The sequence below is a fragment of the Mesorhizobium sp. M6A.T.Cr.TU.016.01.1.1 genome, assembly GCF_003952585.1.
GTDB lineage: Bacteria > Pseudomonadota > Alphaproteobacteria > Rhizobiales > Rhizobiaceae > Mesorhizobium > Mesorhizobium mediterraneum.
On the sequence record NZ_CP034452.1, the window covers coordinates 1,988,678 to 2,011,221 of the forward strand.

At 63.6% G+C, this 22,544-nt stretch carries 18 protein-coding genes; 6 read left to right on the plus strand and 12 right to left on the minus strand.

Annotated elements, in window-relative coordinates:
• Nucleotides 1-9: 9 nt before the first annotated feature.
• From EJ075_RS09335 to EJ075_RS09355, 5 genes are all read right to left on the minus strand, one after another.
• Nucleotides 10-1,536: a malonyl-CoA synthase gene (locus EJ075_RS09335; protein ID WP_126104145.1), complete on the minus strand. Its 1,527-nt coding sequence runs from the start codon at nt 1,534-1,536 to the stop codon at nt 10-12.
• A complete protein-coding gene (locus EJ075_RS09340; protein ID WP_126104146.1) occupies nt 1,533-2,906 on the minus strand; it encodes a malonyl-CoA decarboxylase in 1,374 nt (457 codons plus the stop codon). Before EJ075_RS09340 ends, EJ075_RS09335 begins: the two co-directional genes overlap by 4 nt.
• Nucleotides 2,907-3,048: 142 nt before the next feature.
• Nucleotides 3,049-3,726: a ribulose-phosphate 3-epimerase gene (gene rpe / locus EJ075_RS09345; protein WP_126104147.1), complete on the minus strand. Its 678-nt coding sequence runs from the start codon at nt 3,724-3,726 to the stop codon at nt 3,049-3,051.
• A 167-nt stretch (nt 3,727-3,893) separates the two neighbouring features.
• The gene (locus tag EJ075_RS09350; protein WP_126104148.1) at nt 3,894-7,580 is read right to left on the minus strand and encodes a DUF11 domain-containing protein; all 3,687 of its coding nucleotides are present in this window, start codon (nt 7,578-7,580) and stop codon (nt 3,894-3,896) included.
• A 10-nt stretch (nt 7,581-7,590) separates the two neighbouring features.
• Nucleotides 7,591-9,828 carry a hypothetical protein gene (locus EJ075_RS09355; protein WP_164547068.1) on the minus strand — a complete coding sequence of 746 codons (2,238 nt, stop codon included), beginning with the start codon at nt 9,826-9,828 and terminating at the stop codon, nt 7,591-7,593.
• A 316-nt stretch (nt 9,829-10,144) separates the two neighbouring features.
• Here EJ075_RS09355 and dnaK point away from each other — a divergent pair, with 316 nt between their 5' ends.
• The 3 genes from dnaK to pmtA all read left to right on the plus strand — a co-directional run bounded on the left by dnaK (nt 10,145) and on the right by pmtA (nt 14,150).
• Nucleotides 10,145-12,061 (plus strand): molecular chaperone DnaK, encoded by a 1,917-nt coding sequence (gene dnaK, locus EJ075_RS09360; RefSeq protein WP_126104150.1) that lies wholly within the window; start codon nt 10,145-10,147, stop codon nt 12,059-12,061.
• 210 nt (nt 12,062-12,271) lie between these two features.
• Complete coding sequence (dnaJ, locus tag EJ075_RS09365) at nt 12,272-13,402, plus strand: molecular chaperone DnaJ (protein ID WP_095484655.1); 1,131 nt, start codon at nt 12,272-12,274, stop codon at nt 13,400-13,402.
• A gap of 142 nt (nt 13,403-13,544) precedes the next feature.
• A complete protein-coding gene (pmtA, locus tag EJ075_RS09370) occupies nt 13,545-14,150 on the plus strand; it encodes a phospholipid N-methyltransferase PmtA (protein WP_126104151.1) in 606 nt (201 codons plus the stop codon).
• Between the two features lie 56 nt (nt 14,151-14,206).
• Here the strand turns inward: pmtA and EJ075_RS09375 are convergent, their stop codons facing one another.
• Entirely contained in the window at nt 14,207-15,019 is an 813-nt protein-coding gene (locus EJ075_RS09375) for a sulfite exporter TauE/SafE family protein (RefSeq protein ID WP_095484657.1), read from the minus strand.
• A gap of 224 nt (nt 15,020-15,243) precedes the next feature.
• Between EJ075_RS09375 and EJ075_RS09380 the strand changes: the two genes are divergently transcribed.
• The 3 genes from EJ075_RS09380 to EJ075_RS09390 are packed head-to-tail and all read left to right on the plus strand — an operon-like array spanning nt 15,244 to nt 16,860.
• The gene (locus EJ075_RS09380) at nt 15,244-15,840 is read left to right on the plus strand and encodes an NADPH-dependent FMN reductase (protein ID WP_126104152.1); all 597 of its coding nucleotides are present in this window, start codon (nt 15,244-15,246) and stop codon (nt 15,838-15,840) included.
• Between the two features lie 20 nt (nt 15,841-15,860).
• Entirely contained in the window at nt 15,861-16,544 is a 684-nt protein-coding gene (gene pyrF, locus EJ075_RS09385) for an orotidine-5'-phosphate decarboxylase (RefSeq protein ID WP_095485091.1), read from the plus strand.
• A gap of 28 nt (nt 16,545-16,572) precedes the next feature.
• Nucleotides 16,573-16,860 carry a DUF1330 domain-containing protein gene (locus tag EJ075_RS09390; RefSeq protein ID WP_091591899.1) on the plus strand — a complete coding sequence of 96 codons (288 nt, stop codon included), beginning with the start codon at nt 16,573-16,575 and terminating at the stop codon, nt 16,858-16,860.
• Nucleotides 16,861-16,884: 24 nt separating this feature from the next.
• Here EJ075_RS09390 and EJ075_RS09395 read toward each other — a convergent pair whose 3' ends face one another.
• From EJ075_RS09395 to EJ075_RS09420, 6 genes are read right to left on the minus strand one after another with little or no spacing between them, the layout of a single operon-like run.
• Complete coding sequence (locus tag EJ075_RS09395) at nt 16,885-17,238, minus strand: cupin domain-containing protein (RefSeq protein ID WP_126104153.1); 354 nt, start codon at nt 17,236-17,238, stop codon at nt 16,885-16,887.
• 27 nt (nt 17,239-17,265) lie between these two features.
• On the minus strand, nt 17,266-18,651 hold the full coding sequence (locus EJ075_RS09400; protein ID WP_126104154.1) for an FAD-binding oxidoreductase: 1,386 nt from the start codon (nt 18,649-18,651) through the stop codon (nt 17,266-17,268).
• Between the two features lie 24 nt (nt 18,652-18,675).
• The gene (locus EJ075_RS09405; protein WP_126104155.1) at nt 18,676-19,785 is read right to left on the minus strand and encodes an ABC transporter ATP-binding protein; all 1,110 of its coding nucleotides are present in this window, start codon (nt 19,783-19,785) and stop codon (nt 18,676-18,678) included.
• Nucleotide 19,786: 1 nt separating this feature from the next.
• Entirely contained in the window at nt 19,787-20,572 is a 786-nt protein-coding gene (locus tag EJ075_RS09410; RefSeq protein WP_126104156.1) for an ABC transporter permease, read from the minus strand.
• Nucleotides 20,572-21,462 carry an ABC transporter permease gene (locus tag EJ075_RS09415; RefSeq protein ID WP_126104157.1) on the minus strand — a complete coding sequence of 297 codons (891 nt, stop codon included), beginning with the start codon at nt 21,460-21,462 and terminating at the stop codon, nt 20,572-20,574. The genes EJ075_RS09410 and EJ075_RS09415 overlap by 1 nt, the downstream gene beginning before the upstream one ends.
• Nucleotides 21,463-21,472: 10 nt before the next feature.
• Complete coding sequence (locus EJ075_RS09420) at nt 21,473-22,543, minus strand: extracellular solute-binding protein (RefSeq protein ID WP_126104158.1); 1,071 nt, start codon at nt 22,541-22,543, stop codon at nt 21,473-21,475.
• Nucleotide 22,544 lies beyond the last annotated feature (1 nt).

Genomic DNA, 22,544 nt, shown 5'->3' on the forward strand with positions numbered 1-22,544 from the left:
CCTCTTGTTTCAGCCGGCTTTGGCCGGCGCGTAGAGGTCCTTGTAGGTTTCGCGCAGCAGGTTCTTCTGCACCTTGCCCATTGTGTTGCGCGGCAGCTCGTCGACGAAGATCACCCGCTTCGGGTGCTTGTATTTCGCCAGCCTTCCGGCGATGGCACCAACGATCTCGGCGGGGGTGATGGTCGAGGCCGGCGTCCGCACCACGATCGCCGTGACGCCCTCGCCGAAATCCGGATGAGCAACGCCGACCACGGCGCTTTCACTGACGCCGGGCAGCGCGTCGATCTCGCTCTCGACCTCCTTCGGATAGATGTTATAGCCGCCGGAAATGATCAGATCCTTGCCGCGCCCGACGATGTGGACATAGCCGTCGGCATCGATCAGGCCGAGATCGCCGGTGATGAAGAAACCGTCGTCACGGAATTCCGCCTTGGTCTTTTCCGGCATGCGCCAATAACCGCCGAAGACATTGGGGCCTTTCACCTCGATCATGCCGACCTCGCCTTGGGCAAGCGTGGCGCCACCGTCGGGGTCCGCGATGCGCAGTGCCACGCCGGGCAAGGGGAAGCCGACCGTGCCGGCACGCCGCTCGCCATCATAGGGGTTCGACGTGTTCATGTTGGTCTCGGTCATGCCGTAGCGCTCGAGGATCGCGTGGCCGGTGCGCTCGCGCCAGGCCTTGTGCGTCTCGGCCAGCAGCGGCGCCGAGCCGGAAACGAACAGGCGGATGTTTTTGGCCGCTTGGCGGTTCAAGCCGTCCTGCTGCAGCAGGCGCACATAGAAGGTCGGCACGCCCATCAGCGCGGTGGCGCGCGGCAGCAACGAGACGATGCGGGCCGGGTCGAATTTGGTTTCGAACAGCATCGAGGCGCCGGCCATCAGGACGACGTTGGTGGCGACGAAGAGGCCATGCGTGTGGAAGATCGGCAGCGCGTGGATCAAAATGTCTGCGGCAGTGAAGCGCCAGTGGTCGACCAGCACGCGCGCATTCGAGGCGAGGTTCTCATGGCTGAGCATGGCGCCTTTCGAGCGGCCGGTGGTTCCCGAGGTGTAGAGAATCGCCGCAAGATCGTCCGGCCCGCGCACCACATCGTGGAAATCCGAAGACTGCCGCGAGGCCTGATCCATCAACGACCCTTCGCCATTGCCGCCGAGCGTGACTGTGATAGCGCCCGATGTCTCCGCCAAGGCCCCGATATCGGCTGCCCGTGCCGGATCGCAGACGACCAGCCGCGGCTCGGCATCGCCGAAGAAGTAGTCGAGCTCGGTCAGCGTGTAAGCGGTGTTGAGCGGCAGGAAGACCGCACCGGCGCGCAGGCAGGCGAGATAGAGCAGGACTGCCTGCGGGCTCTTCTCGACCTGGACGGCGACGCGGTCGCCAGCTTGGACGCCCAGTTGCAGCAGCGCGTGGGCCAGTTGCGCGGATCGCGCCAGCATGTCGCCATAGGTGATCGAGCGCCCGTCATCCGTCTCCATCAACAGACGCTCGGGCGTCGGCATGCGGGCGCGGAAAGCGTTGAACAAATGGTTGCTCATATGTCCCTCTTGTCCTCATTCCCCTGAGGTTGCGCCGGAAGCCGCGGCGCGGCCGGCCTCGCTGGTTTCGGCAGCAGGCGGCGCACGGCGGGTGCGGCCGCCACATCGTTCCTGGCGGCGAACAGCTCGTGGTTCTTCTCGATGTCGTCGAGCTTGTAGCGATAATTGACCATCAGCCCATGCGCCTGACGCAAGGCTCGGGGCGACAGGTCGCCGAAAAGGTCGATGCGCTCCAGCCGCGCGCCATTGCCGAGATGGAACCGGGCGACCGAGTCGATCACCTTGCCGGAAGCGGTGCGGGCTTCGAGGAAATACTGTGCCGCGAGAGGAAGCAGGACCTGGCCCACGCGGTCGCGCGCGGCAGCGTCCGCATGCCAGCCTTCGTCGGCGACGAGGTCCAGCGCCTCAGTGGCGGAGGGACCGGTCTGCTCGGCTAGCCAACGGGCAAAGCCCGGCACCGGGGACAGCGTGACGAAATCGGTCAGGCCGGGAAGGTCGCGGCGCAGATCCTCGACTACCTGCTTGATCAAAAAATTGCCGAAGGAGATGCCGCGCAAGCCCTCCTGGCAGTTGGAGATGGAATAGAATACCGCCGTCGTGGCCTGCCGTGGTTGCACCAGCGGCCGCTCATCGGCAAGCAGCTCGGCGATCGTCGTCGGCATCGCCCGGGTCAGCGCGACCTCGACGAAGATCAGCGGCTCGTCGCCAAGCTGCGGATGGAAGAACGCATAGCAGAGCCGGTCGGCGGGCTCGATCCGGCGGCGCAGATCGTCCCAGGTGTGGATGGCGTGCACCGCCTCGTAGCGGATGATTTTTTCCAGGATGTTGGCCGGCGTCGACCAGTCGATCCGCCGCAGCACCAGGAAGCCGCGGTTGAACCATGACGACAAGAGGTGCGTGAAGTCGGCATCGACGATGGCGAGATCGGGCGACGTGGTCAACCGGGCAAGCAGATCCTCGCGCATGCGCACCAGCGTCTCGATGCCGCCGGGCGCCAGGTTCAGGCGGCGCAGAAGCTCCTGCCTGGCCGGCTCGGCGGCGTCGTGCAGGGCAAGTGCCGAGCGATCGTCGGGCGCGTCGCGATAGGCATCCACGGCAGCGGCAAGCCTGACATGATCGGTGCCGAACCGATCGCGCAGCACATGCAGGAAGGCCAGCCGGCCGTCAGCATCAAGGGTGCGCCAGCGATCGAGGATTTCGCGGGCATAGGCGACGCCCGATGCCTCACCCTGGCTGGAAAGAAGACGCGTGCACAGACGCGCCAGGCTGTCGGCCGAGACCGGCTCGTCACCGCGAACGAGGTTCAGCATTATCCGGCCGCGGTCGGCGATGGTGTTCAGCAGATCAGCAAAGAAAGGGCTGCGGTTCATCGATCCAACCGTCGAAGAGGCGCCTGCGGGAGGGTCCGGGCATAAGGATGAGACAGAGAATATGGGACCGCATGTGATGAGCACAAGCGCACCGGCGTCGGACCGGCTGGAGAGACGGCACGTGGCGCCGTCAGCATCAGCGTTAGCCGGCCGCCCGGTCGGCCGCTGTCCGGATCGCCTCGATGTTCGCCCGATAGGCTTCGACGCTGCCGCCCTTGAAGATCGCCGCACCGGCGACCAGCACGCTGGCGCCGGCGGCGGTGACCAAAGGGGCGGTTTCGGGCGAGATACCGCCGTCGATCTCAATCCGGACCGGCCGGTTGCCGATCAGCGCCTTCACCCGCTTCACCTTCTCGACAATCGCCGGAATGAAAGCCTGGCCGCCAAAACCCGGATTGACGGTCATGATCAGGATCAGATCGAGCCGGTCGAGCACATATTCGATAGCCGATTCCGGTGTCGCCGGATTGAGCGACACGCCCGCCTTCTTGCCGAGATTCCTGATCGTCTGCAGCGAACGGTCGAGATGCGGCCCAGCCTCGGCGTGCACCGTCATGCCGTCGCAGCCGGCTTCGGCGAAGGCTTCCAGATAGGGATCGGCGGGCGCGATCATCAGATGGCAGTCGAAGAAGGCCTTGGTGCGGTTGCGGATCGCCTTGATCACCGGCGGACCGAAGGTGATGTTGGGCACGAAATGCCCGTCCATGACGTCGAGATGGATCCAGTCGGCGCCGGCAGCCGCCACCGCCTCGACCTCGTCGCCGAGCTTCGAAAAATCCGACGCCAGCACAGATGGCGCGATCAGGGTTTTTTTGCTCATGATCCGGCCTTTCCAGGCGCCCGTGGTTGCGGGCGCATCGTCTGGATCGACTGCTAGACCATGATCCGGAAAAGGGGAAGCCGGTTTGTCCTTGGCGCGATGGCTTCAGATGTCGGCGCCAAGACCCCGCCGGATTGCACCGGCGGGGTTTTGGTGGGTGCGAATGGTTAGTTCAAAATGCTGTTGCGCGCGGGATCCTGCTGCCGGGGAATCCGTTGTTTTTGCCTCGGCACAAACTGCTGCAGGATGTTCGGGTTCAAGAGGTTCGGATTGATCTCCAAGCCCGGCCTTCTGCGGATCGGGGTGCAGTCCGGATACTGTCCGGTTGTCCCGACCGGGCAGCGCCGCTTGATGATCGGCTGGCACTGGCCTTCGATCAGCCGTGAGCCGGGCGCACACTCCACCTGCGGCCGGCGGCATGCGCCTCTGATCACCTCGGTCCCGCGCGGGCAGACACAGGCGCCGCGTTTGTTGTGGACCTGGCCGCGGATGGTGCACTGTTCCACCGTCGGCTTTTTGACGATCGGCACGCAGGCTCTGCCCTTCAGTTCCGTCCGTCTCGGGCAGACGCAGTCGCCGGTCTTGGTGCGGATCTGACCGGGCAGCAGCTTGCATTGTTCCACTACCGGCGGCTTTTTCCGGATCGGCCGGCAGGCGTCGCCCCTTAGCTCCGTCCCTCTCGGGCAGATGCAATCGCCGTCCTGGGTACGGATCTGGCCAGGCAGCAGCTTGCACAGGCGTGCCGGCGGCTCGTCGGTCGACACGCACCTGCGGTTCTCCAGCTCGGTTCCGCGCGGGCAAATACAACGCCCGTCGGAGGTCCGGATCTGGCCCTTGAGCAGCACGCAGCGCTGCGGGTCCTTCGGCTTCGGTATGATGACCGTGCCGCCACCGGACGAGCACTGGCCGTTACGGAAAGTGGTGCCTTCCGGGCAGACACACCGGCCGGCGTCGTTCATGACGAGGCCTGCCGAGCACTTCTTCTGCACCTCACGCTTGATGGTGAAGGGATGGCAGGCATAGGCCTTGCCGCGATCGCCCTGCACGTTGGTCGGGTCGCGGGAGAGCACGTCGCCCGCGCCTCGCACCGGCGTGTCGGGGGACAGCACGCCGACGCAGTTCTGGCCGCTGACGGTGCCCTGCAGATTGGCCAGGCGGCCGTCGTCGGGAATGATCACGGTCACTTGGTGAACGTGGCTTTCCCCGGCGCCGAGCGTCAGGTCGGCGATGCAGGACGCAGGCAAGGTCGCTGGCTCCGGCGCGCAGCCGAAGGGCGGGTCGATCGAGGTGATCGCAACGCCTTCCAGCCGGCCGAGGCCTTCAACGCCGATCGCATCCCCGATGCGAACCGGACCGGAGAAGGTGCTTTCCCCATCATTCGTGATGGTGATCTCGAACGAGCAGGGCTGGCCGACCCGGCACTCGGCATCGCCGGTCTTCTCGACCCGGATGGTGGCAGGGCCGCCACCCTTGGCGCAGGCCCTGCCGATCGGATAGACGATGTCGTCTCCGGGCGCTGGGCCGTAAGAGCCGCGCGCGCAGTTCTCGAACACGCCATTGGCGGCAACCGTCACGTCGAAGTGGCGGCTGGTTCCAGGCGTCATCACGGCGCCAGGAATCTGGCACGACAGCGTATTGGCCGGAACCGGTCCGCACGCCCATTCCGCGCCATCAGGGATGACGGTCTGGATCTGGATGGGCGCGCCGCCGGCCACCAGCGTGGCGGCATCGTTGACCCGCACCGGACCGGTGGGGGCCGTGGTGCCGGTGCTGATGACGGTGATGCGGCAGGTGACGGCCGCAGCACCGGCCAGCGCTCCGCCGCACACCTTGGTGATGCGCATGGCCGGCTTGCCGCCATCGCGGATGCGTTGCTTGGCGCAGGCCCTGTTGTTGGTGAGGTCGTTCTCACCGGGGATGGCCTTCACTTCGGCGCAGTTCTCGACGGTGTCCGGCCGGTAGCCGGCCGGCATCACCGCTTCGACGAAGATCGGCGTCGAGGCGCCCGGCGAGAGCACGATGCCGGCATTGTCGCAACGGAACTGGCCGGGGCCGTTCGGCCCGCATGTCCAGGGCGGAGTCGGGCCGAAGGTCGAGGATACCGGCGCGCCGCCCGGATAGGTGTCCGTGACCGTCAGCGGCCCGTCATAGGGGACGCTGCCGTTGTTGATGATGTCGATCACGAAGGTGCAGACACCATCGGCCGTGCAGACCGGGGTGCGCGCACGCTTCTTCAGGATCAGATCGACCTTCTTTTCCACCGGCGGCCGGCAGTCGCGGTCACGGTCGCCACGCCGGCAGATCGGGATCGAGGCGCAGCCGCGGTCGTTTTGCTGGCTGCCGAACAGCGGCTTGCCGCTGGTGCCATAATTATAGGCGGCGCAGTTGCGCAAGCTCCGACCTTGCCAGCCTGCGGCCGGCTTGAAGCCGAGCTTGAGGTCGACAGAGGCACCCGGGTTGAGCGTGGTCACCGGATGGGTGCACGTCATCGGGGTGGCCGCCGGCGCACAGACCCAGGGCGCATTCGGTCCTGAATCGAGGGTGGAGCCGGCCGGCAAGGTCACGTCGTCGAGAACGATCTTGCCGTGATACGGCCCGTCGCCGACATTGGTGACCTTGATGGTGAAGTCGCAGCCGCCGCCCATCGTGCAACGCGGAACGTTGGCGCGTTTTTCGACTTTCAGATCCGGTTCCCTGTCCTTGGGCGGACACCTCTGGTCACGCGGAATGACAATTTCGATCGTCTGCGTGCAGCACAAGCCCCAGCCCTCCTCCGGGCCGGCATAGGTTTCGATGCCGGTGACGACGAGGTGGATGACGTCTCCGGGTGACGCACCGACGATCTTCCAGTTGAGCACACCGCCGCCCGCCGGCACCAATTGCGTGTCGGGGATGATGGTGATGCCGGGTGTCGTCGTCGAGAGCTGCACCCACTTGCCGCCCATCTCGGGGCCGACCGGCATATGGTAGATGAAGGCGCCGCCGCCGGGCACGCAATCGAGCGTGCCGCGCTCCACCTTGAAGCATTCCTTGCCGGGAGGTGGAGGCGGCGGGTTGCATTTGGTCAGGTCGATCTTGATCGAGGTCTTTTCGCCGGTAAGGATGTTGCCGTCGTCCGGCTTGCCTGGGTCTTGCGACGGGATGATGGTCCCGGTGCCGGGCCCGACGGTTATCTTGATCATGCCCTGATTGTCGACGATCGCCGGCGAGGCAAACGCCGCATGGTCGATCTTGGCGGTGATCTGGAAGGTGATGACGCGTTCGTTTGGAGCGCCGACGCCGTCGAGATCGGCGGCGGATATCCGGAAGTCGGAAACATCAGCCGTGTCGTTGGGATTTGCCGACGTGCTGATCGAGGCTCCGGGCAGCGGTCCGCCGGACGCATCCGTGCCGTCGCCGGACAGATGCACGCCGACGATCCGCAGGCCATGCGGAAGCTGGTCCTTGAAGTCGATCCTGGCCTTTTCCAGCGCGGTCGCGAGACCTGGGCTGGCAAAGGCTTGCGGGTTGCCGCGCAGGCCGAAGCTCAGGGAATATACGACATAGTCGCAGCCTCGTTGCCTGCCTTTCTTGGTGAAGAAAGGCACGACCCGGCCGGGCCGCGGATTGACGATGCGCGGCTCATCGAGGTCGAGCCCGAAATCCGGACTGGCGGTTTCGAGCGGACCGGAATCGGCAGGCTTGTCGATGTCGGCCTGGCTGGTCTGGACCGGAACAAGATCTTCCGCGAAGCCTTGCACCGGGCTCAGCATGGCGACCGCGATACCGGCCGCCATCAGCCAGCGCGCGCCGCGCCTGGCGAGTGACAGCGGTTTCATGGTCGTCGCGAGTGGGGAAAGTGCTGAAATGCTCATCTTCCCCTCCTCAACGTTCGCAGCTGACGGCTGGGGTTCTGAGCGGCACCGTCATCTTGCAGCAAGGGAAATAGCCGCCCTTGTCGCGATCGAACTGCTTGTAGAAGCAGAGCCCGACATCGACCGTGTCGCCAGGATAATGGCCGGTGATACCTATCGTGTAGGGCGCGCCGGGAGCATGCGAGAGGGGTGAGGTCACCCCGACGCCTGATGTCCTGGACAGAGCCTTGATCGAATCGCCGCCAAAGCCGGCATGGTCACGGAGATAGAGTTCGGCCTCGAGGCCGGAGGGCGTGCAGAAATACCTGACATCCTCGACATCGAGGCAAGGAGGCACGCCGCCGGGGGGCGGGAAGTCGGGCGGATAGAAAGGTGGCAGGTAACCGCCGCCCGGTACCTGCTCGTAATAGCCGGCACGGCCCTCGCAGGGGTGCCAGACCTCGACATCGCCGACATGGCCTTCAACCTCGGGGTCTTCGAAATAGCCGTCGAAGTCGACGAACCACGAGCCGAAGGGCGGCACGTTGGCCGGCTTGACCAGTGCTGTCGGCGTGATCTGCACGCCGTGCACGGCGAGCGGCCCGCCGCCGGCAAGCTGTTCGGCAAGTGCGGGATTGTCGCGTAATTTGTCGCCGGTCTTGACCAGCGTCTCGGTGCAGACGCCGGCATCGAGATTGCCGTCGGAGTCGTAGCCATATTGCAGGTCGAGGCCGCCGGCCGACTGCCGGTTGTCCTCCGGGAAACCGACCGCATATTCCTGCGGCATTTCCACCCAGACTGATTCCGTCGCCGGATCGTCCGGGTTATCGCGCCAGTAGCGGATGACCTCGCCCTTGCCGGAATCGGCGAACTGGCTGTAGTCGTAGCGGTTTTCTATCGGGCCGCGCTGGGCCAGGTACATGAAGCCGCTGATGTCGAAAGCGATGTCGGTTACGGCTTGGTCCTTGTCGGCCTTGACCGTCAGTTCCCAGCGCGTGTCACCGGCAAAACTGCCGTCGCGGGCAACGCCCACCGACCAGATCTCGGCCTTTTCACCGACCGAATAATAGAGCCGGCCGCCATGATAGGCGACGGACCAGACGCGGCGCTCGTCCTGCGTATAACCCCAGCTGTCGGGGTCTTCGCTGTCGAAGGCAGCGTCCTCGATGTCCATGACCGAGCCATCGTCGGCAAGCGGGGCCAGCCCGTGCGCCGGGCGCCCGGCAACGCCGTGGTCGAACGTGTCGACCGACATGCCGTTGGCGTCGACACGGTGTATGAGACCGGTGTCGAGGTCACTGGCGAAGATCTGGCGGTGGATATTGTCGAAGGTGATGTCGCCAACGCCGGGACCGCTGTTGGTGTCGATGTCGGCAAATTTGCTCACCTGGCCGGTGATGCCGTCGATCTTCCAGATCGTGCCCGGTCCGCCGCCGTTCTCGGTGCCGAACTGGCCGTCCATAAAGATGGCGCCGGCAGCACCGCGACGCTGCCGCTCAGGGCGCCCGTCCGCATCTTCGTCTGATGTGACGATGCGGATGCCGTGCAGCGAGCTGGCGCCGGCATAGAGGTTCGGAATGCCTGATGGAACACCGTCGCGGACGCCGTCGTCATAGGTGATGCCGAACACCTGGCCGATCTGCTCGGCTGTCACTTCGAAGGGCGGCGGCGTGAAGACGGGCTGGCCGGAGGCCGGCCCGCCCAGCCGTGAAACGTCGAAAACGCGCAAGGTTGCGCGCGTCGTGTCGATGAAGGTTTCGTCGACGGGATCGACGCCGGGCGGCAAGCCTGCTTCGAAATTGGGCCCCTCTTCGAAATTGGGAATGACGGTGCCGGAAAACCCTGTCACCGCCATCGAGCCCGGATAGATGATCTGCGTTTCCTGCGCCTGGGCGGCACCGCCAAGCCAGACGGCGGTGGCGAGCGCCAACGCCAGGAATCTACTGGTTGCCGGGAATCCACTGGTTGCTTGGATCGCACGGCGCAAACGGCCAGCACGAGAGCGCACGAACGCGCCGTGGTCGCAAGACATGGAATTCCCCCCGCGGGCGGGAGAAACATCCGGTCTTGCCGCGCAAATCAGGGCAAGGCGCGACGTTCCGGCACGTTTTTCCCTGATCGAATTGTCTGCTTTCCTCGCAGTCACGATACGCCGGCTCTTACGCAGGGTCAACGGAATCAGCGGAAAGCCCAGCGGATCGCCCCCATCCCGAAAGCGGTGGTCGCGCTGAGTTCCCGGAGACCGCGGAGCCTTTGGATTTCCAGTCATGGCACTTTCCTTTCCGGGGCCGCACCATGCAGCACCTAGGTGTCAGTCGCGAACAGACGCGGAAAGGTTCATGGGAAGCGCTGGACGGCCTGGGCTCACCGTGCCATGGCCGGAGAACACCCGGCTCGGCCCGAGCAAAGGATGTTGGGCGGCCTTGCGCAGAATGCTTGCGCGCCGCGCAGCCTGTTCTTATATACGCGCCAAGCCGTTCGACGCCGGAATGCCGGTTGCCGAAGCGGAATTTCTTGTGAACAGGGGCTTTCGTCGGAACGCCTGTACGGGTCCTGAGAGCCTGCTTAGCGGAGAGACTAGAAAAATGGCAAAAGTAATCGGTATCGATCTGGGGACCACCAACTCCTGCATCGCCATCATGGATGGCAAGGAGTCGAAGGTCATCGAGAATGCGGAAGGCGCGCGCACGACCCCTTCCATCGTCGCCATCAACAGCGATGGCGAGCGCCTCGTCGGCCAACCGGCCAAGCGCCAGGCGGTCACCAATCCTGAAAACACCATCTTCGCGGTCAAACGCCTGATCGGCCGCCGCTATGACGATCCGGTGACGGACAAAGACAAGAAGCTTGTCCCCTATAAGATCGTCAAGGGCGACAATGGCGATGCCTGGGTCGAGGCCGGCGGCAAGAAGCAGTCGCCCAGCCAGATCTCGGCAATGATCCTGCAGAAGATGAAGGAAACGGCGGAAGCCTATCTCGGCGAGAAGGTCGAGAAGGCGGTCATCACCGTTCCGGCCTATTTCAACGACGCCCAGCGCCAGGCCACCAAGGATGCCGGCAAGATCGCCGGCCTTGAAGTGCTGCGCATCATCAACGAGCCGACCGCGGCCGCACTTGCCTACGGCCTCGACAAGAAGGAAGGCAAGACCATTGCCGTCTATGACCTTGGCGGCGGCACGTTCGACATTTCCGTGCTCGAAATCGGCGACGGCGTCTTCGAGGTGAAGTCGACCAATGGCGACACCTTCCTTGGCGGCGAAGATTTCGACATGCGTCTGGTCGAATATCTGGCGGCCGAGTTCAAGAAGGAGCAGGGCATCGACCTGCGCAACGACAAGCTCGCCCTTCAGCGCCTCAAGGAAGCGGCCGAAAAGGCCAAGATCGAGCTGTCGTCCACCACGCAGACCGAGATCAACCTGCCCTTTATCACCGCCGATGCCAGCGGCCCCAAGCACCTGACGCTGAAGCTGACGCGAGCGAAGTTCGAGAGCTTGGTCGAGGATCTCGTCCAGCGCACGATCGAGCCCTGCAAGGCAGCGCTGAAGGATGCCAGCCTGAAAGCTGGCGAAATCGACGAGGTCGTCCTGGTTGGCGGCATGACCCGCATGCCCAAGATCCAGGAGATCGTGAAGCAGTTCTTCGGCAAGGAGCCGCACAAGGGCGTCAATCCGGATGAGGTCGTCGCATTGGGCGCCGCTATCCAGGCCGGCGTGCTGCAGGGCGACGTCAAGGACGTGCTGCTGCTCGACGTGACGCCGCTGTCGCTCGGCATTGAGACGCTGGGTGGCGTGTTCACACGGCTGATCGAGCGCAACACGACGATCCCGACCAAGAAGAGCCAGGTGTTCTCGACGGCCGAGGATTCACAGTCGGCCGTGACCATCCGCGTCTTCCAGGGCGAGCGTGAAATGGCCGCCGACAACAAGGCGCTCGGCCAGTTCGACCTGGTCGGCATTCCGCCGGCGCCGCGTGGCGTGCCGCAGATCGAGGTCACTTTCGACATCGATGCCAACGGCATCGTCAACGTCTCGGCCAAGGACAAGGGCACCGGCAAAGAGCACCAGATCCGCATCCAGGCATCTGGCGGCCTTTCGGACGCCGACATCGAGAAGATGGTGAAGGACGCCGAAGCCAATGCCGAGGCCGACAAGAAGCGGCGCGCGCTGGTTGAGGCCCGCAACCAGGCCGAGGCGCTGGTGCATTCCTCGGAGAAGTCGCTGAAGGAATATGGCGAGAAGGTTTCCGAGGCCGACCGCACGGCGATCGCCGATGCGATCGCAGCGCTGAAGACCGCCGCCGAAGGCGACGACGCGGCCGAGATCGAAGCCAAGACCCAGGCACTCGCCGAAACCTCGATGAAGCTCGGCCAAGCCATGTACGAGGCTTCGCAGAAGGAAGCCGCGGAGGCCGACGCCAAGGCGGATGCCGCCAAGGACAGCGACGTGGTCGATGCCGATTTCGAGGAAATCGACGAGGACGACGACAAGAAGAAGTCGGCCTGAGCCGCCTGACGGCAGATAAAGCGGAAAGCCCGGCGCAAAGCCGGGCTTTTTTGCAACTCTGGTCGAAAAAATACGGGCTTGATCGAAAAAATGCGGGCAAGCCCGCGTCGACACTGGCATCCCGGCCCCATCGCACCTAAATCGGAACAGCGTGCCGGCAAACGACGCAACAAGGCTTCAAGACGTTGAATATCCGGACTGCAGGAAAAGATGAAAGCTGATTTCTACGAAACGCTGGGCGTGCAAAAGGGGGCAGACGAGAAGGAGCTCAAGAGCGCTTTCCGCAAGCTCGCCATGCAGTTCCATCCCGATCGCAATCCCGGCGACCATTCCTGCGAGCACAAGTTCAAGGAAATCAACGAGGCCTACGAGACGCTGAAGGACCCGCAGAAGCGCGCGGCCTACGACCGCTTCGGCCACGCCGCCTTCGAGCAGGGCGGCATGAATGGCGGCGCGCAAGGCTTCGGCGCCGGCGGCTTCGCCGACATCTTCGAGGATATTTTCGGCGACATGATGGGCGGGCGCCAGCGCCGCTCCTCAGGCGGCCGCGAGCGCGGCGCCGACCTGCGCTACAATATGGAAATCACGCTGGAGGAGGCATTCGCCGGCAAGACAGCGCAGATTCACGTGCCAGCGTCGATCTCCTGCACGGAATGCTCCGGCACCGGCGCCAAGCCCGGCACCCAGCCCGTCACCTGCTCGATGTGCAATGGCCACGGCAAGGTGCGCGCCACGCAAGGCTTCTTCTCGATCGAGCGCACCTGCCCGCAATGCCAGGGGCGAGGCCAGACCATCAAGGAGCCGTGCCCGAAATGTGCTGGTCAGGGTCGCGTCACCGAGGAGCGGTCGCTGTCGGTCAACATCCCGGCCGGCATCGAGGACGGCACCCGCATCCGCCTTGCCAATGAGGGCGAGGCCGGCCTGCGCGGCGGCCCGTCGGGCGATCTCTACATTTTCCTTGCGGTCAAGCCGCATGAATTCTTCCAGCGCGACGGCGCCGATCTCTATTGCAAGGTGCCGATCTCGATGACGACGGCCGCCCTTGGCGGCTCCTTCGAGGTGGCGACGCTGGACGGCACCCAGACGAAAGTGAAGGTGCCGGAAGGCACCCAGAACGGCCGTCAGTTCCGCCTCAAGGGCAAGGGCATGCCGGTGCTACGCCAACACAATGTCGGCGATCTCTATATTCAGACCGCGGTCGAGACGCCGCAGAACCTTTCCCGCCGCCAGCGCGAGTTGCTGGAGGAATTCGAGCAGCTTTCCTCGAAGGACAATTCGCCCCAGTCGAGCGGCTTTTTTGCCCGCATGAAGGACTTTTTCGAAACCTTCAGCGAGCGCTGATGCCTATTCTCGTCAATCGGGTGTAGAGTGCAATTAAGGCGAAGCTTCCCTAGCGTCATCAACATCTTATACCGGCATCCGCCTTGCCTAGAACCCCGTAGCTGCTAAGTAGCCTCTCGGGGGAGCGTTCAGGAGAACTTGCATGGCACATGGTCCCGGACTGCGAAAAGCGCTGGCGGAAAAGTTCGACGACGAGCTGAAGTTCTTCAAGGGCTGGATCGACAAGCCGAAGGCAGTCGGTTCGATCGTGCCGACCAGTTCCATCACGGCCCGCAAGATGGCATCCGTCGTCAACCCGAAGTCGGGCCTGCCGGTGCTCGAAGTCGGACCCGGCACCGGCGTCATCACCAGAGCCATCCTCGCCCAGGGCGTAAAGCCTGAAAATCTCTATGCGGTCGAATATTCCCCCGATTTCGTGCGCCATCTGCGCCGGCTCTATCCCGGCGTCAACGTTATCGAGGGCGACGCCTTCAATCTCGATGCGACGCTTGGCGACAAGAGCAGCCTGACCTTCGATTCGGTCGTCTCCGGCGTCCCACTGCTCAATTTCCCGGTCGCCCAGCGCATCGCCTATGTCGAAAGCCTTCTCGACCGCATCCCGACAGGCCGTCCGATCGTGCAGCTGACCTACGGCCCAATGTCGCCGATCCCGCCTGGCCGCGGCGACTACACGGTTGAGCATTTCCATTTCGTCATCCGCAACATCCCGCCAACGCAGCTGTGGATCTACCGGCGCGCGGCACACTAGGGTCGAAACTTAGCCAGCCGCCGCAAATGGCCTAAAATGGGTGGAAGCGGACATCTCTACCTCGCCTGGTGCCAGACTTTCCACGCGGAGATTACGAGGATCGCGGCTAGCGCTGGCAATAGCAGGGCGCTAGGAACGATGCCGAGCAGAAAACCGCCGATCAAGGTCCCCATGATTGATCCAGCTGCCATTACAAGCAAGAGCGACCGATTTCGTCCGATGGTGGCGAAGCTCTGATCGCGGCTGTAGCGTGAGAAGCCGACCAGCACCGTCGGAAGGCTCACGGCGAGCGACAGGCTTCCAGCAAGCTTGATGTCCGCACCGAAGAGCAGAACCAGCGTGGGTATCAGGAGCTCGCCGCCGGCAACGCCGAGAAACGACGCGACGACGCCTATTGCGAACCCTGCGACAGCACCCACCGCCATTTGGGCCGTACCCGTCAACAGTGCTCGCCCCACACTGGCATCATGTCCGAACACAAGCACAGCCGCGATGACGATGAGCAGCGCTGCGATCACCCTGTAGAGTGTTTCCGATTTCAGGCGCGTTGCCCATCCCGCTCCGAACCATGCGCCGAGAAGGCTTCCGGCAAGCAAATTCACGATGATCGGCCAATGCGCCGCAATCTGGCCAAAAGGCACCGTGCCCATGCGAAAGGGTAGCGCCGTGGCGACGACCACCAAGCTCATGGCCTTGTTGAGGATGACGGCTTCCAGCGCGGTGAAGCGGAAGACCCCGATCAGCAGCGGCAAACGAAATTCAGCACCGCCGAGGCCGATCAGGCCGCCGAGAGCGCCAATGATTGCGCCACCGCCGAATGCAAGCGGAAGTTTTTGCGGAGGATTTGTCGAGGTCAATCCTTGAGTCATAGCGCTATATCTACACGGAAACGACGCCTGGAACAGGCGATCCTTGGCCCGTCATTAAGCGTCCGCTCCGCGTCGAACTCGGTCGCTCAGAGTGAGCGAGGTTTGATCCCTTGAGCGACGTGCGTCCCCAAGCATCGTGCTTTCCGGAATCGATTTCGATTTTTGGGCCGATGCGTTGATCTGAGCGATCCTTGGCTGTACCTGTCCGGGAACAAAGGTGGCCAATGGCAGTGATCCCGAAAATTCTCGTCTTCGCTGGCTCGATTCGCGCTGGCGCCTACAGCGGCAGGACCGCCGACGTGGCGCAGAAGGAACTCGCCATGCAGGGCGCCGAGGTGACCCGGATCTCGCTTGCCGACTATCCGCTGCCGATCCTCGACGAGGATCTGGAAAAGGAGAAAGGCGTTCCAGAAAACGTCTTCAAGCTTGCCAGGCAGATTGCTGCCCATGACGGGCTGCTGATCGCGACGCCCGAATATAACGGCTCCATCCCGCCGCTGCTCAAGAACACTATCGACTGGGTGAGCCGGGTGCGCACGGATGGCGGGCGGTCGTTCAGGTCGTTCACCGGCAAGCCCGCCGGCCTTTGTTCGTCTTCCAAAGGACACTTCGCCGGGGTACGCTGCATCAACCATCTGCGCGCCGTGCTGGTGCGCTGCCAGATGGAGGTGGTGACGCCGGAGTGTTCCGTGCCGGAGGGCGGCAACGCCTTCGACGACGACGGAAATTTCAGGGACGAGAGACTGCACAGATCGATGGAGCACCTATGCCGCACGCTGATCGAAACCTCGCGCCTGCTGTCCACGCGGATCGAGGCTTGACCCAGGAGCGCGCCAGCACCATGCAAGACAGGCTGATCGTCGGCCTCGACGTGCCGACACTGAAGGAAGCCGAGAAGGCGGTGCGCGAGCTCGACGGGGTCGTCTCCTTTTACAAGATCGGCTATCAGCTCGCTTTCGCCGGCGGGCTCGACTTCGCCCGCGAGCTCGCCAGCGGCGGCACCAGAATCTTCCTCGACATGAAGCTGCTCGACATCGACAACACAGTGGCCAAGGGTGTCGAGGCCATTGCCAGGATGGGCATGACCATGCTGACGCTGCACGCCTATCCGAAGACGATGAAGGCAGCGGTCGAGGCCGCCAGGGGCAGCGATCTCTGCCTGCTTGGCGTCACCGTGCTGACCTCGATGGACGAGCAGGACGTGATCGACGCCGGCTATGAATATGACCCGCATACGCTGGTGCTGAGGCGCTCCGAGCAGGCGCTGCATGCCGGCATGGGCGGCATCGTCTGCTCGGCCGAGGAAGCGGAAGCGGTGCGCCGGATCGTCGGGCCCAACCTGGCCGTCGTCACGCCGGGAATACGGCCCAAGGGCAGCGACCATGGCGATCAGAAACGCGTGGTGACGCCGGCACAAGCGATCCGCAACGGCTCCAGCCATCTCGTCGTCGGCCGGCCGATCGTCGGCGCCGCCGACAGGCGGGCAGTCGCGGAAGCGATCCTTGACGAAATGCGCTCGGCCTAAGGATCAATTCCGAAACTGGAGAAAAAGCATGCCCAAGGGATACTGGATCGCCCGCGTCGATGTGCGCGATGCGGAAGGCTACAAGGACTATGTCACTGCCGCCAAACCGGCTTTCGATCGTTTCGGGGCCGTTTTCCTGGCACGTGGTGGTGCGCATGAAAAGGCAGAAGGGCCGGGCCGCGACCGCAACGTGATCATCGAATTTCCGTCATTGGCTGCGGCGCACGATTGCTATCACTCGCCGGAGTATCAGCGCGCCGTGGCGATCCGCCAGAAAGTGGCCGACGGCGAGATCGTGCTGGTCGAAGGGGTTTAGTCCAGCGGCAACCGCCTGCGGCGGTCAGACCGAATGCAGGATGTAAAGCTTGCGCGTTTTCTCGTGGATGGTCCATTCGCCCTCCCAGCCAAGCGGCAGGACAAGCAATTCGCCAGGTCCGACATTCCTGGCCGCGCCATCGGGACCGTGTAGCGTCACGCGGCCGGAGACGATGTGGCAGATCTCGGAATTCGTGTCTCGGCGCGCGGTGAACCGGCCCTGCGAGCATTCCCAGACACCGACTTCGATCTTGCCATCATCCGAAGTCCAAAGCGTGTTGGCTGCTTCCAGCTGATCGCCCTCCACCGAGGTGGGCTTCGACTGGGGCTCACCGAGGTCGATATGCGCAAGGTGGGCGAAGGTCTTGAAGTCGATCATTTTCTTAAGTCCTCGAGGTAATGCGGTTCAGTGCCCGGTGATGCGATCGGCCAGGGCGGCCAGCCGCGATGTGCGCGGCAGTCCCTTCGCTTCCCGCTCGTCGGCAATTCGGTAGAGCTGATACATCGAATGCACGCCCAGCCAGCGCAGCGGCTCCGGCTCCCATTTGCGCACGGTTCGATTGACCCAGGGAAGCCGCGTCAGCTCGGTGTCGTTGCCCAGCAGCAGATCCCTCAATGTGCGTCCCGAGAGGTTCGAGGTGGAAACGCCGAGGCCGACATAGCCACCGGCCCAGCCTATTCCGGTCTGCTTGTCAAAGCCCACCGTCGTGCACCAGTCGCGCGGCACGCCCAGCGTTCCACACCACGCATGGTCGAGCTTGAGCCCCTTGGTCTGTGGCAGAAGCGTCGTCAGGATCTTGTGCAGCTTGTCGATCGTCGCCTGCTGGGTGACGCCTCGAACGTCGGTCTTGGAGCCGAAACGATAAGGCACCCCGCGCCCGCCCATGGCAATGCGTCCTTCCCGGGTGCGCTGCGCATAGCAGTATGTGTGCGCAGCGTCGCCGAGCACCTCGTAGCCATCCCAGCCGATTTCACTCCATAGCTTTTCGGACAACGGCTCGGTCACCACGATGGCACTGTTGAGCGCCAACCAAAGTCTCTCGTGGCCGGCAATTCCGGCGGTAAAGCCCTCGGTCGCCCGCACGATCTTTTCGGCGCGCACCACGCCCCGATTGGTTACGACCTTGCCCTTCTCGATCGACAGCACGGTCGTCTGTTCACAGATCTGGACACCGAGGCGCTCCACTGCCCTGGCGAGCCCCTGCACCAGCTTTGCGGGCTGAACCCGCGCAACTTTCTTGATGACGAAGGCGCCGCGCGCATTGTGCACCGCTATGCGCCGGCGCATCTCTGCTGCATCGATGTACCCGACGCGGTCGTCGGTCAGCTCCCAGGATCTGGCATGGGCATACATCGCCTTGGCGCGCTGCTCCTGCGCCTCGTTGGTTGCGACCAGCAGTTCGTCGGTACGGCGAATGTCGGCGTCGATGCCTTCGGTCTCCGCGACCGATATGACCTCGTTCACCGTGCCCATCATCGCCGCCTGCATGGCGATGACCCCTTGGCGCGACGATGCCTCCTCATATTTTTCGCGCGACCATGAGAAGCCGCCGGACAGCCAGCCGCCATTGCGTCCCGAAGCACCGAAGCCGGCGAACTCCTTCTCGACGATGACGATGTTGAGGTGCGGCGCTGCCTGCTTCAGGTAATAGGCGGTCCAAAGGCCGGTGTAGCCGGCCCCGACGATGCAAACGTCGGCCATGGTATCGCCCTGCAGCGGCGGCCGGTAGCCGGGCACGCCGCCGATGTCTGCATACCAGAATGAAACGTCGCCGTTCTTCTTCACGTCCATTGTCGCGATTTTCCCAGGTAGGATTCAGGTCAGCGTGAAATCGGCCTTTTCGTCGTCCGCTAACAGCTTCACGTCGCTGCCCGCGAATATGAGGTCGACCTCGTCGCCGATGGCGAAGGTCTCGGCATCCAGCGTCGAGCGCACGATCGCCTTGGAGGTGTCCGCCAGCACGACTTCGTATTTGGAGCCCGATCCGAGATAGATGGCTTCGCCGATGCGCCCGGGCAGGGTGTTTCGATCCTGTCCGCCCTTCCCCCGTCTGGCGAGGCTCAGCTTCTCCGGCCGCAGCAGCATCACGGGTTTGGCGCCATCGGGAAGGCGTTTGGCGGCGGCCACTTTCCGCCCTTCTATCTCGATGGCGGTCTCGTTCCCGGAGGTGGAGGCCGCGCCACGCAGTATCGTCGAGTCGCCGACGAACTTTCCGACGAACAAGGTCTCGGGCTCGTCGTAGAGCTGGCGACCGGTGCCGATCTGCTCGATGCGTCCTTGGTTGAACACGGCGATGCGGTCCGAGAGGACCAGGGCCTCCTCTTGGTCGTGCGTGACGTAAACGAAGGTGGTGCCCAACTCCCGGTGGATCCGTTTGATCTCGAGCTGCAGCCATTCACGCAACTTCTTGTCGAGCGCGCCGAGCGGCTCGTCCATCAGGAGCAGCGGCGGGTCGAATACGATGGCGCGCGCCAGCGCGACGCGCTGCTGCTGCCCGCCGGAAAGCTCGCTGGGGAAGCGGTGGCCGAAATCCGCCATCTTCACCATGTCCAGCGCCTTGCGCACCCGCGCCTCGCGATCGGGATTGGCGATGCCGCGCAAGGTCAGTGGATATGCGACGTTCCTGCTCACCGTCATGTGCGGAAACAACGCATAGTGCTGGAAGACCACGCCGATGTTGCGTTTGTGCGCCGGTACGCCGATGACGCTCTTGCCGCCGACATCAAGCGAACCCGAGCTGACCTCGGTGAAGCCGGCGATGACGTTGAGCGTGGTCGTCTTGCCCGAACCGCTGGGTCCGAGCAGCGTCATGAACTCCCCCGGCTCGATGCGCAGCGAAACCTTATCGAGAGCAATGAAGCTGCCATACTGTTTGCTGACGGATTTGAGATCGATGGCTGCGCCGCGGGTCGATGGTGAGGCCATGTCAACGTTTTCCCTGTCTCGAACCGATCAGCAGCCCCGCCCCGATCACCAGCGACGTCACGATGAAGAGCAGCGTGCCCACCGCCGCAACGGTGGGGTCGGCATCCCGGGTAATGCTGGAGAAGATCTGGACCGGCAGTGTCTTCAGATAAGGGCTGGTGATGAACAGCGCGACGATGATCTCGTCGAACGAGGTTACGAACGCAAACAGCAGCCCCGACAGGATGCCCGGCGCGATCAGCGGCAACGTCACCGTCCTGAATGCTGTCAGCCGGGTCGCGCCGAGGCTGGCCGCAGCCGTCTCCAGCCGTTTGTCGAAGACTTCCAGGCTGGCGGAAACGGCGATGATCACGAAAGGGACGGCGAGCATCGTGTGGGCCAGCACGAAGCCGGTCATGGTGCCGACCAACCGCGTATCGAGATAGACCGCATAGATCCCGACGGCGAGCACCACCCCCGGCACGACCATCGGCGTGATCAGCAGTGCACGCAGCACGCCGCTGACGCGGCTTTTCATGCGATCGAGGCCGAATGCCGCCAGCGTGCCGATGACAGTGGCGAACACCGCAGTGACGACGGCAACCTTTAGCGAGCCGACCAGGCTCGCCGACCATTCGGGGTTGGTGAAAAAGTTCTGGTACCACTGCCAGGAAAAGCCGGATGGCGGAAAGGCCAGCGACTTCTTGTCGTTGAACGACATCGGCACGACGACGATTGTCGGTGCGACCAGCCAGACCGCGACCAGCAGGCAGAACAGACCGAGCAGGATTCGACCGGACTGTTTCATCAGCGTGTCGAGCCCGTCTTGTGCGGTTGGCGCGACAGCGGTGCTGCGAGCGCGAGCAGGACGAAGGTCGCGATCAACAACACCACACCCATCGCACCACCGCGACCCCAGTTGAGCAGGCTGAGCACCTGGTTCTGGATCAGGGTCGAGAGCATGGTCGAACGCGGACCGCCGAGCAGCGCTGGGGTGATGTAGAACCCAAGCGCAAGAATGAACACGATGATGGCGCCAGCATAGACGCCTGGAAGCGAGAGCGGCAGATAGACCTGGGCAAAGGCGCGCGCCGGGCTCGCGCCGAGGCTCCGTGCCGCCTGCATGAGCCGCAGGTCGATCGTTTTCATCACCGAATAGAGCGGCAGGATCATGAACGGCAACAGCACCTGCGCCATGCCGATCACCACGCCTGTCTGCGTGCGGATCAGCTTGACCGGACTAAGGCCGACTGCCCGGATAACGGAGTTGATCACGCCGGAGTCCTGCAAAAGGATGACCCATGCCAGGGTGCGCACCACACCGCTCACCCAGAACGGCACCAGAACGCACAGGATGAGGACGAGCCGCATCTTGGGCCCGACCGCAGTCATCACATAGGCATAGGGATAGCCGGCAATGAGACATACCAGCGTCACCCAGGCGGAGATCGCGAAGGTCCGCTGAAGCACGGTCAGGTTGACCGGCGTGCCGAAGAACCAGGCATAGTTCTGCCATCCCCATTGCGGCTCGGAAAAGCTACGCAAGGTCACGATGGCGAGCGGCAGGCCCAGGCAGACGACGAGCAGCAGCAGCGCCGGCGCGACGAGCCAGAAAGCCTGTCCACGAAACCAGCGCCGGCGGTCGTCTGCTGCGACAGCCGGACCAGTTTTCCGGCTGTCGGTTGTTATCGTTGCCACTGCGGCGGACCTAGTTGCCCGCCATCAACGCGTTCCACTTTTCGTTCGCCACCTCGAAGTTCTCCACCCAGAACTTGATGTTCTGCTGATAGCCAAGCTTCAGCTTGTCCGGCGTATTGGTCATGAACGCCGCGGTGACCTCGTCCACTTCGGGCTTCGCGTCCTTGTGGATCGGGGTATACGAGGTGGTTTTTGCAAGCGTCTCCTGCGCGCTCTTGCCGACATAGGCGTTGATCAGCGCATGTGCTGCGTCGGGATCCTTGACGCCCATCGGAATGGTCATCTGGTCCATCACAACCAGCCAGTCCTGCCACGCCGGCGTGTACGCCGCGCCGTTCTTCACCGCGGTCATGGCACGTCCGGTCCACATGGCGATCATGTCGGCTTCACCGGATTCGGCGAGCTGCTGGGAATCGGCGCCGGTTTTCCAGAAGATCGTGTCCGGACCGAGCGACTTCACCTTCTCGATAGCCTTGTCGATGTCGGCAACCGTCATGTTTTCCACCGACCCGCCGGCTGCGAGCAGCGCCTGCTCGATCATGCCGCCGGACAGATCGCCGCTGCCTTCCAGAGCGCGCGAGCCCGGGAACTTCTCGATATCGAAGAAATCCTTCCAGTTCTTGGGCGGATTATCCTTGTACTTTTCGGTGTTGTACATCAGCACCACGCCATAGTTCATGGCCGGCACACTGCAATCACTGATCTGGCCCTGTGGAATGTTGGACGTATCGATCTTCGAGAAGTCCAGCTTCTGGAACAGCTTGCCGCAATAGACGTAGGGCGGGAAATCGCCGGTGTCGACGACGTCCCAGGTCACATTTCCGGACTCGACCTGCGCCTGCAGTTTCGAGATTTCGGTTGGCCCGTCGCTGAGCAGCGTCACACCGGACTTGTCGACGAACTCTTTCAGCGCGGCGATCTGACCATCCTGATAAATGCCTCCATACGAGACGAAGGTAAGCGTCTTGTCCTTCAGCGAGCCCTCGGCCACCTCGCCCGCCACGGGCTTGCTCTGCGCAAGCGCTGCGGTCGTGATCATCAGCAGCCCGAGCGCGGTCACCTTTCCGATCTTGGTCTTCATG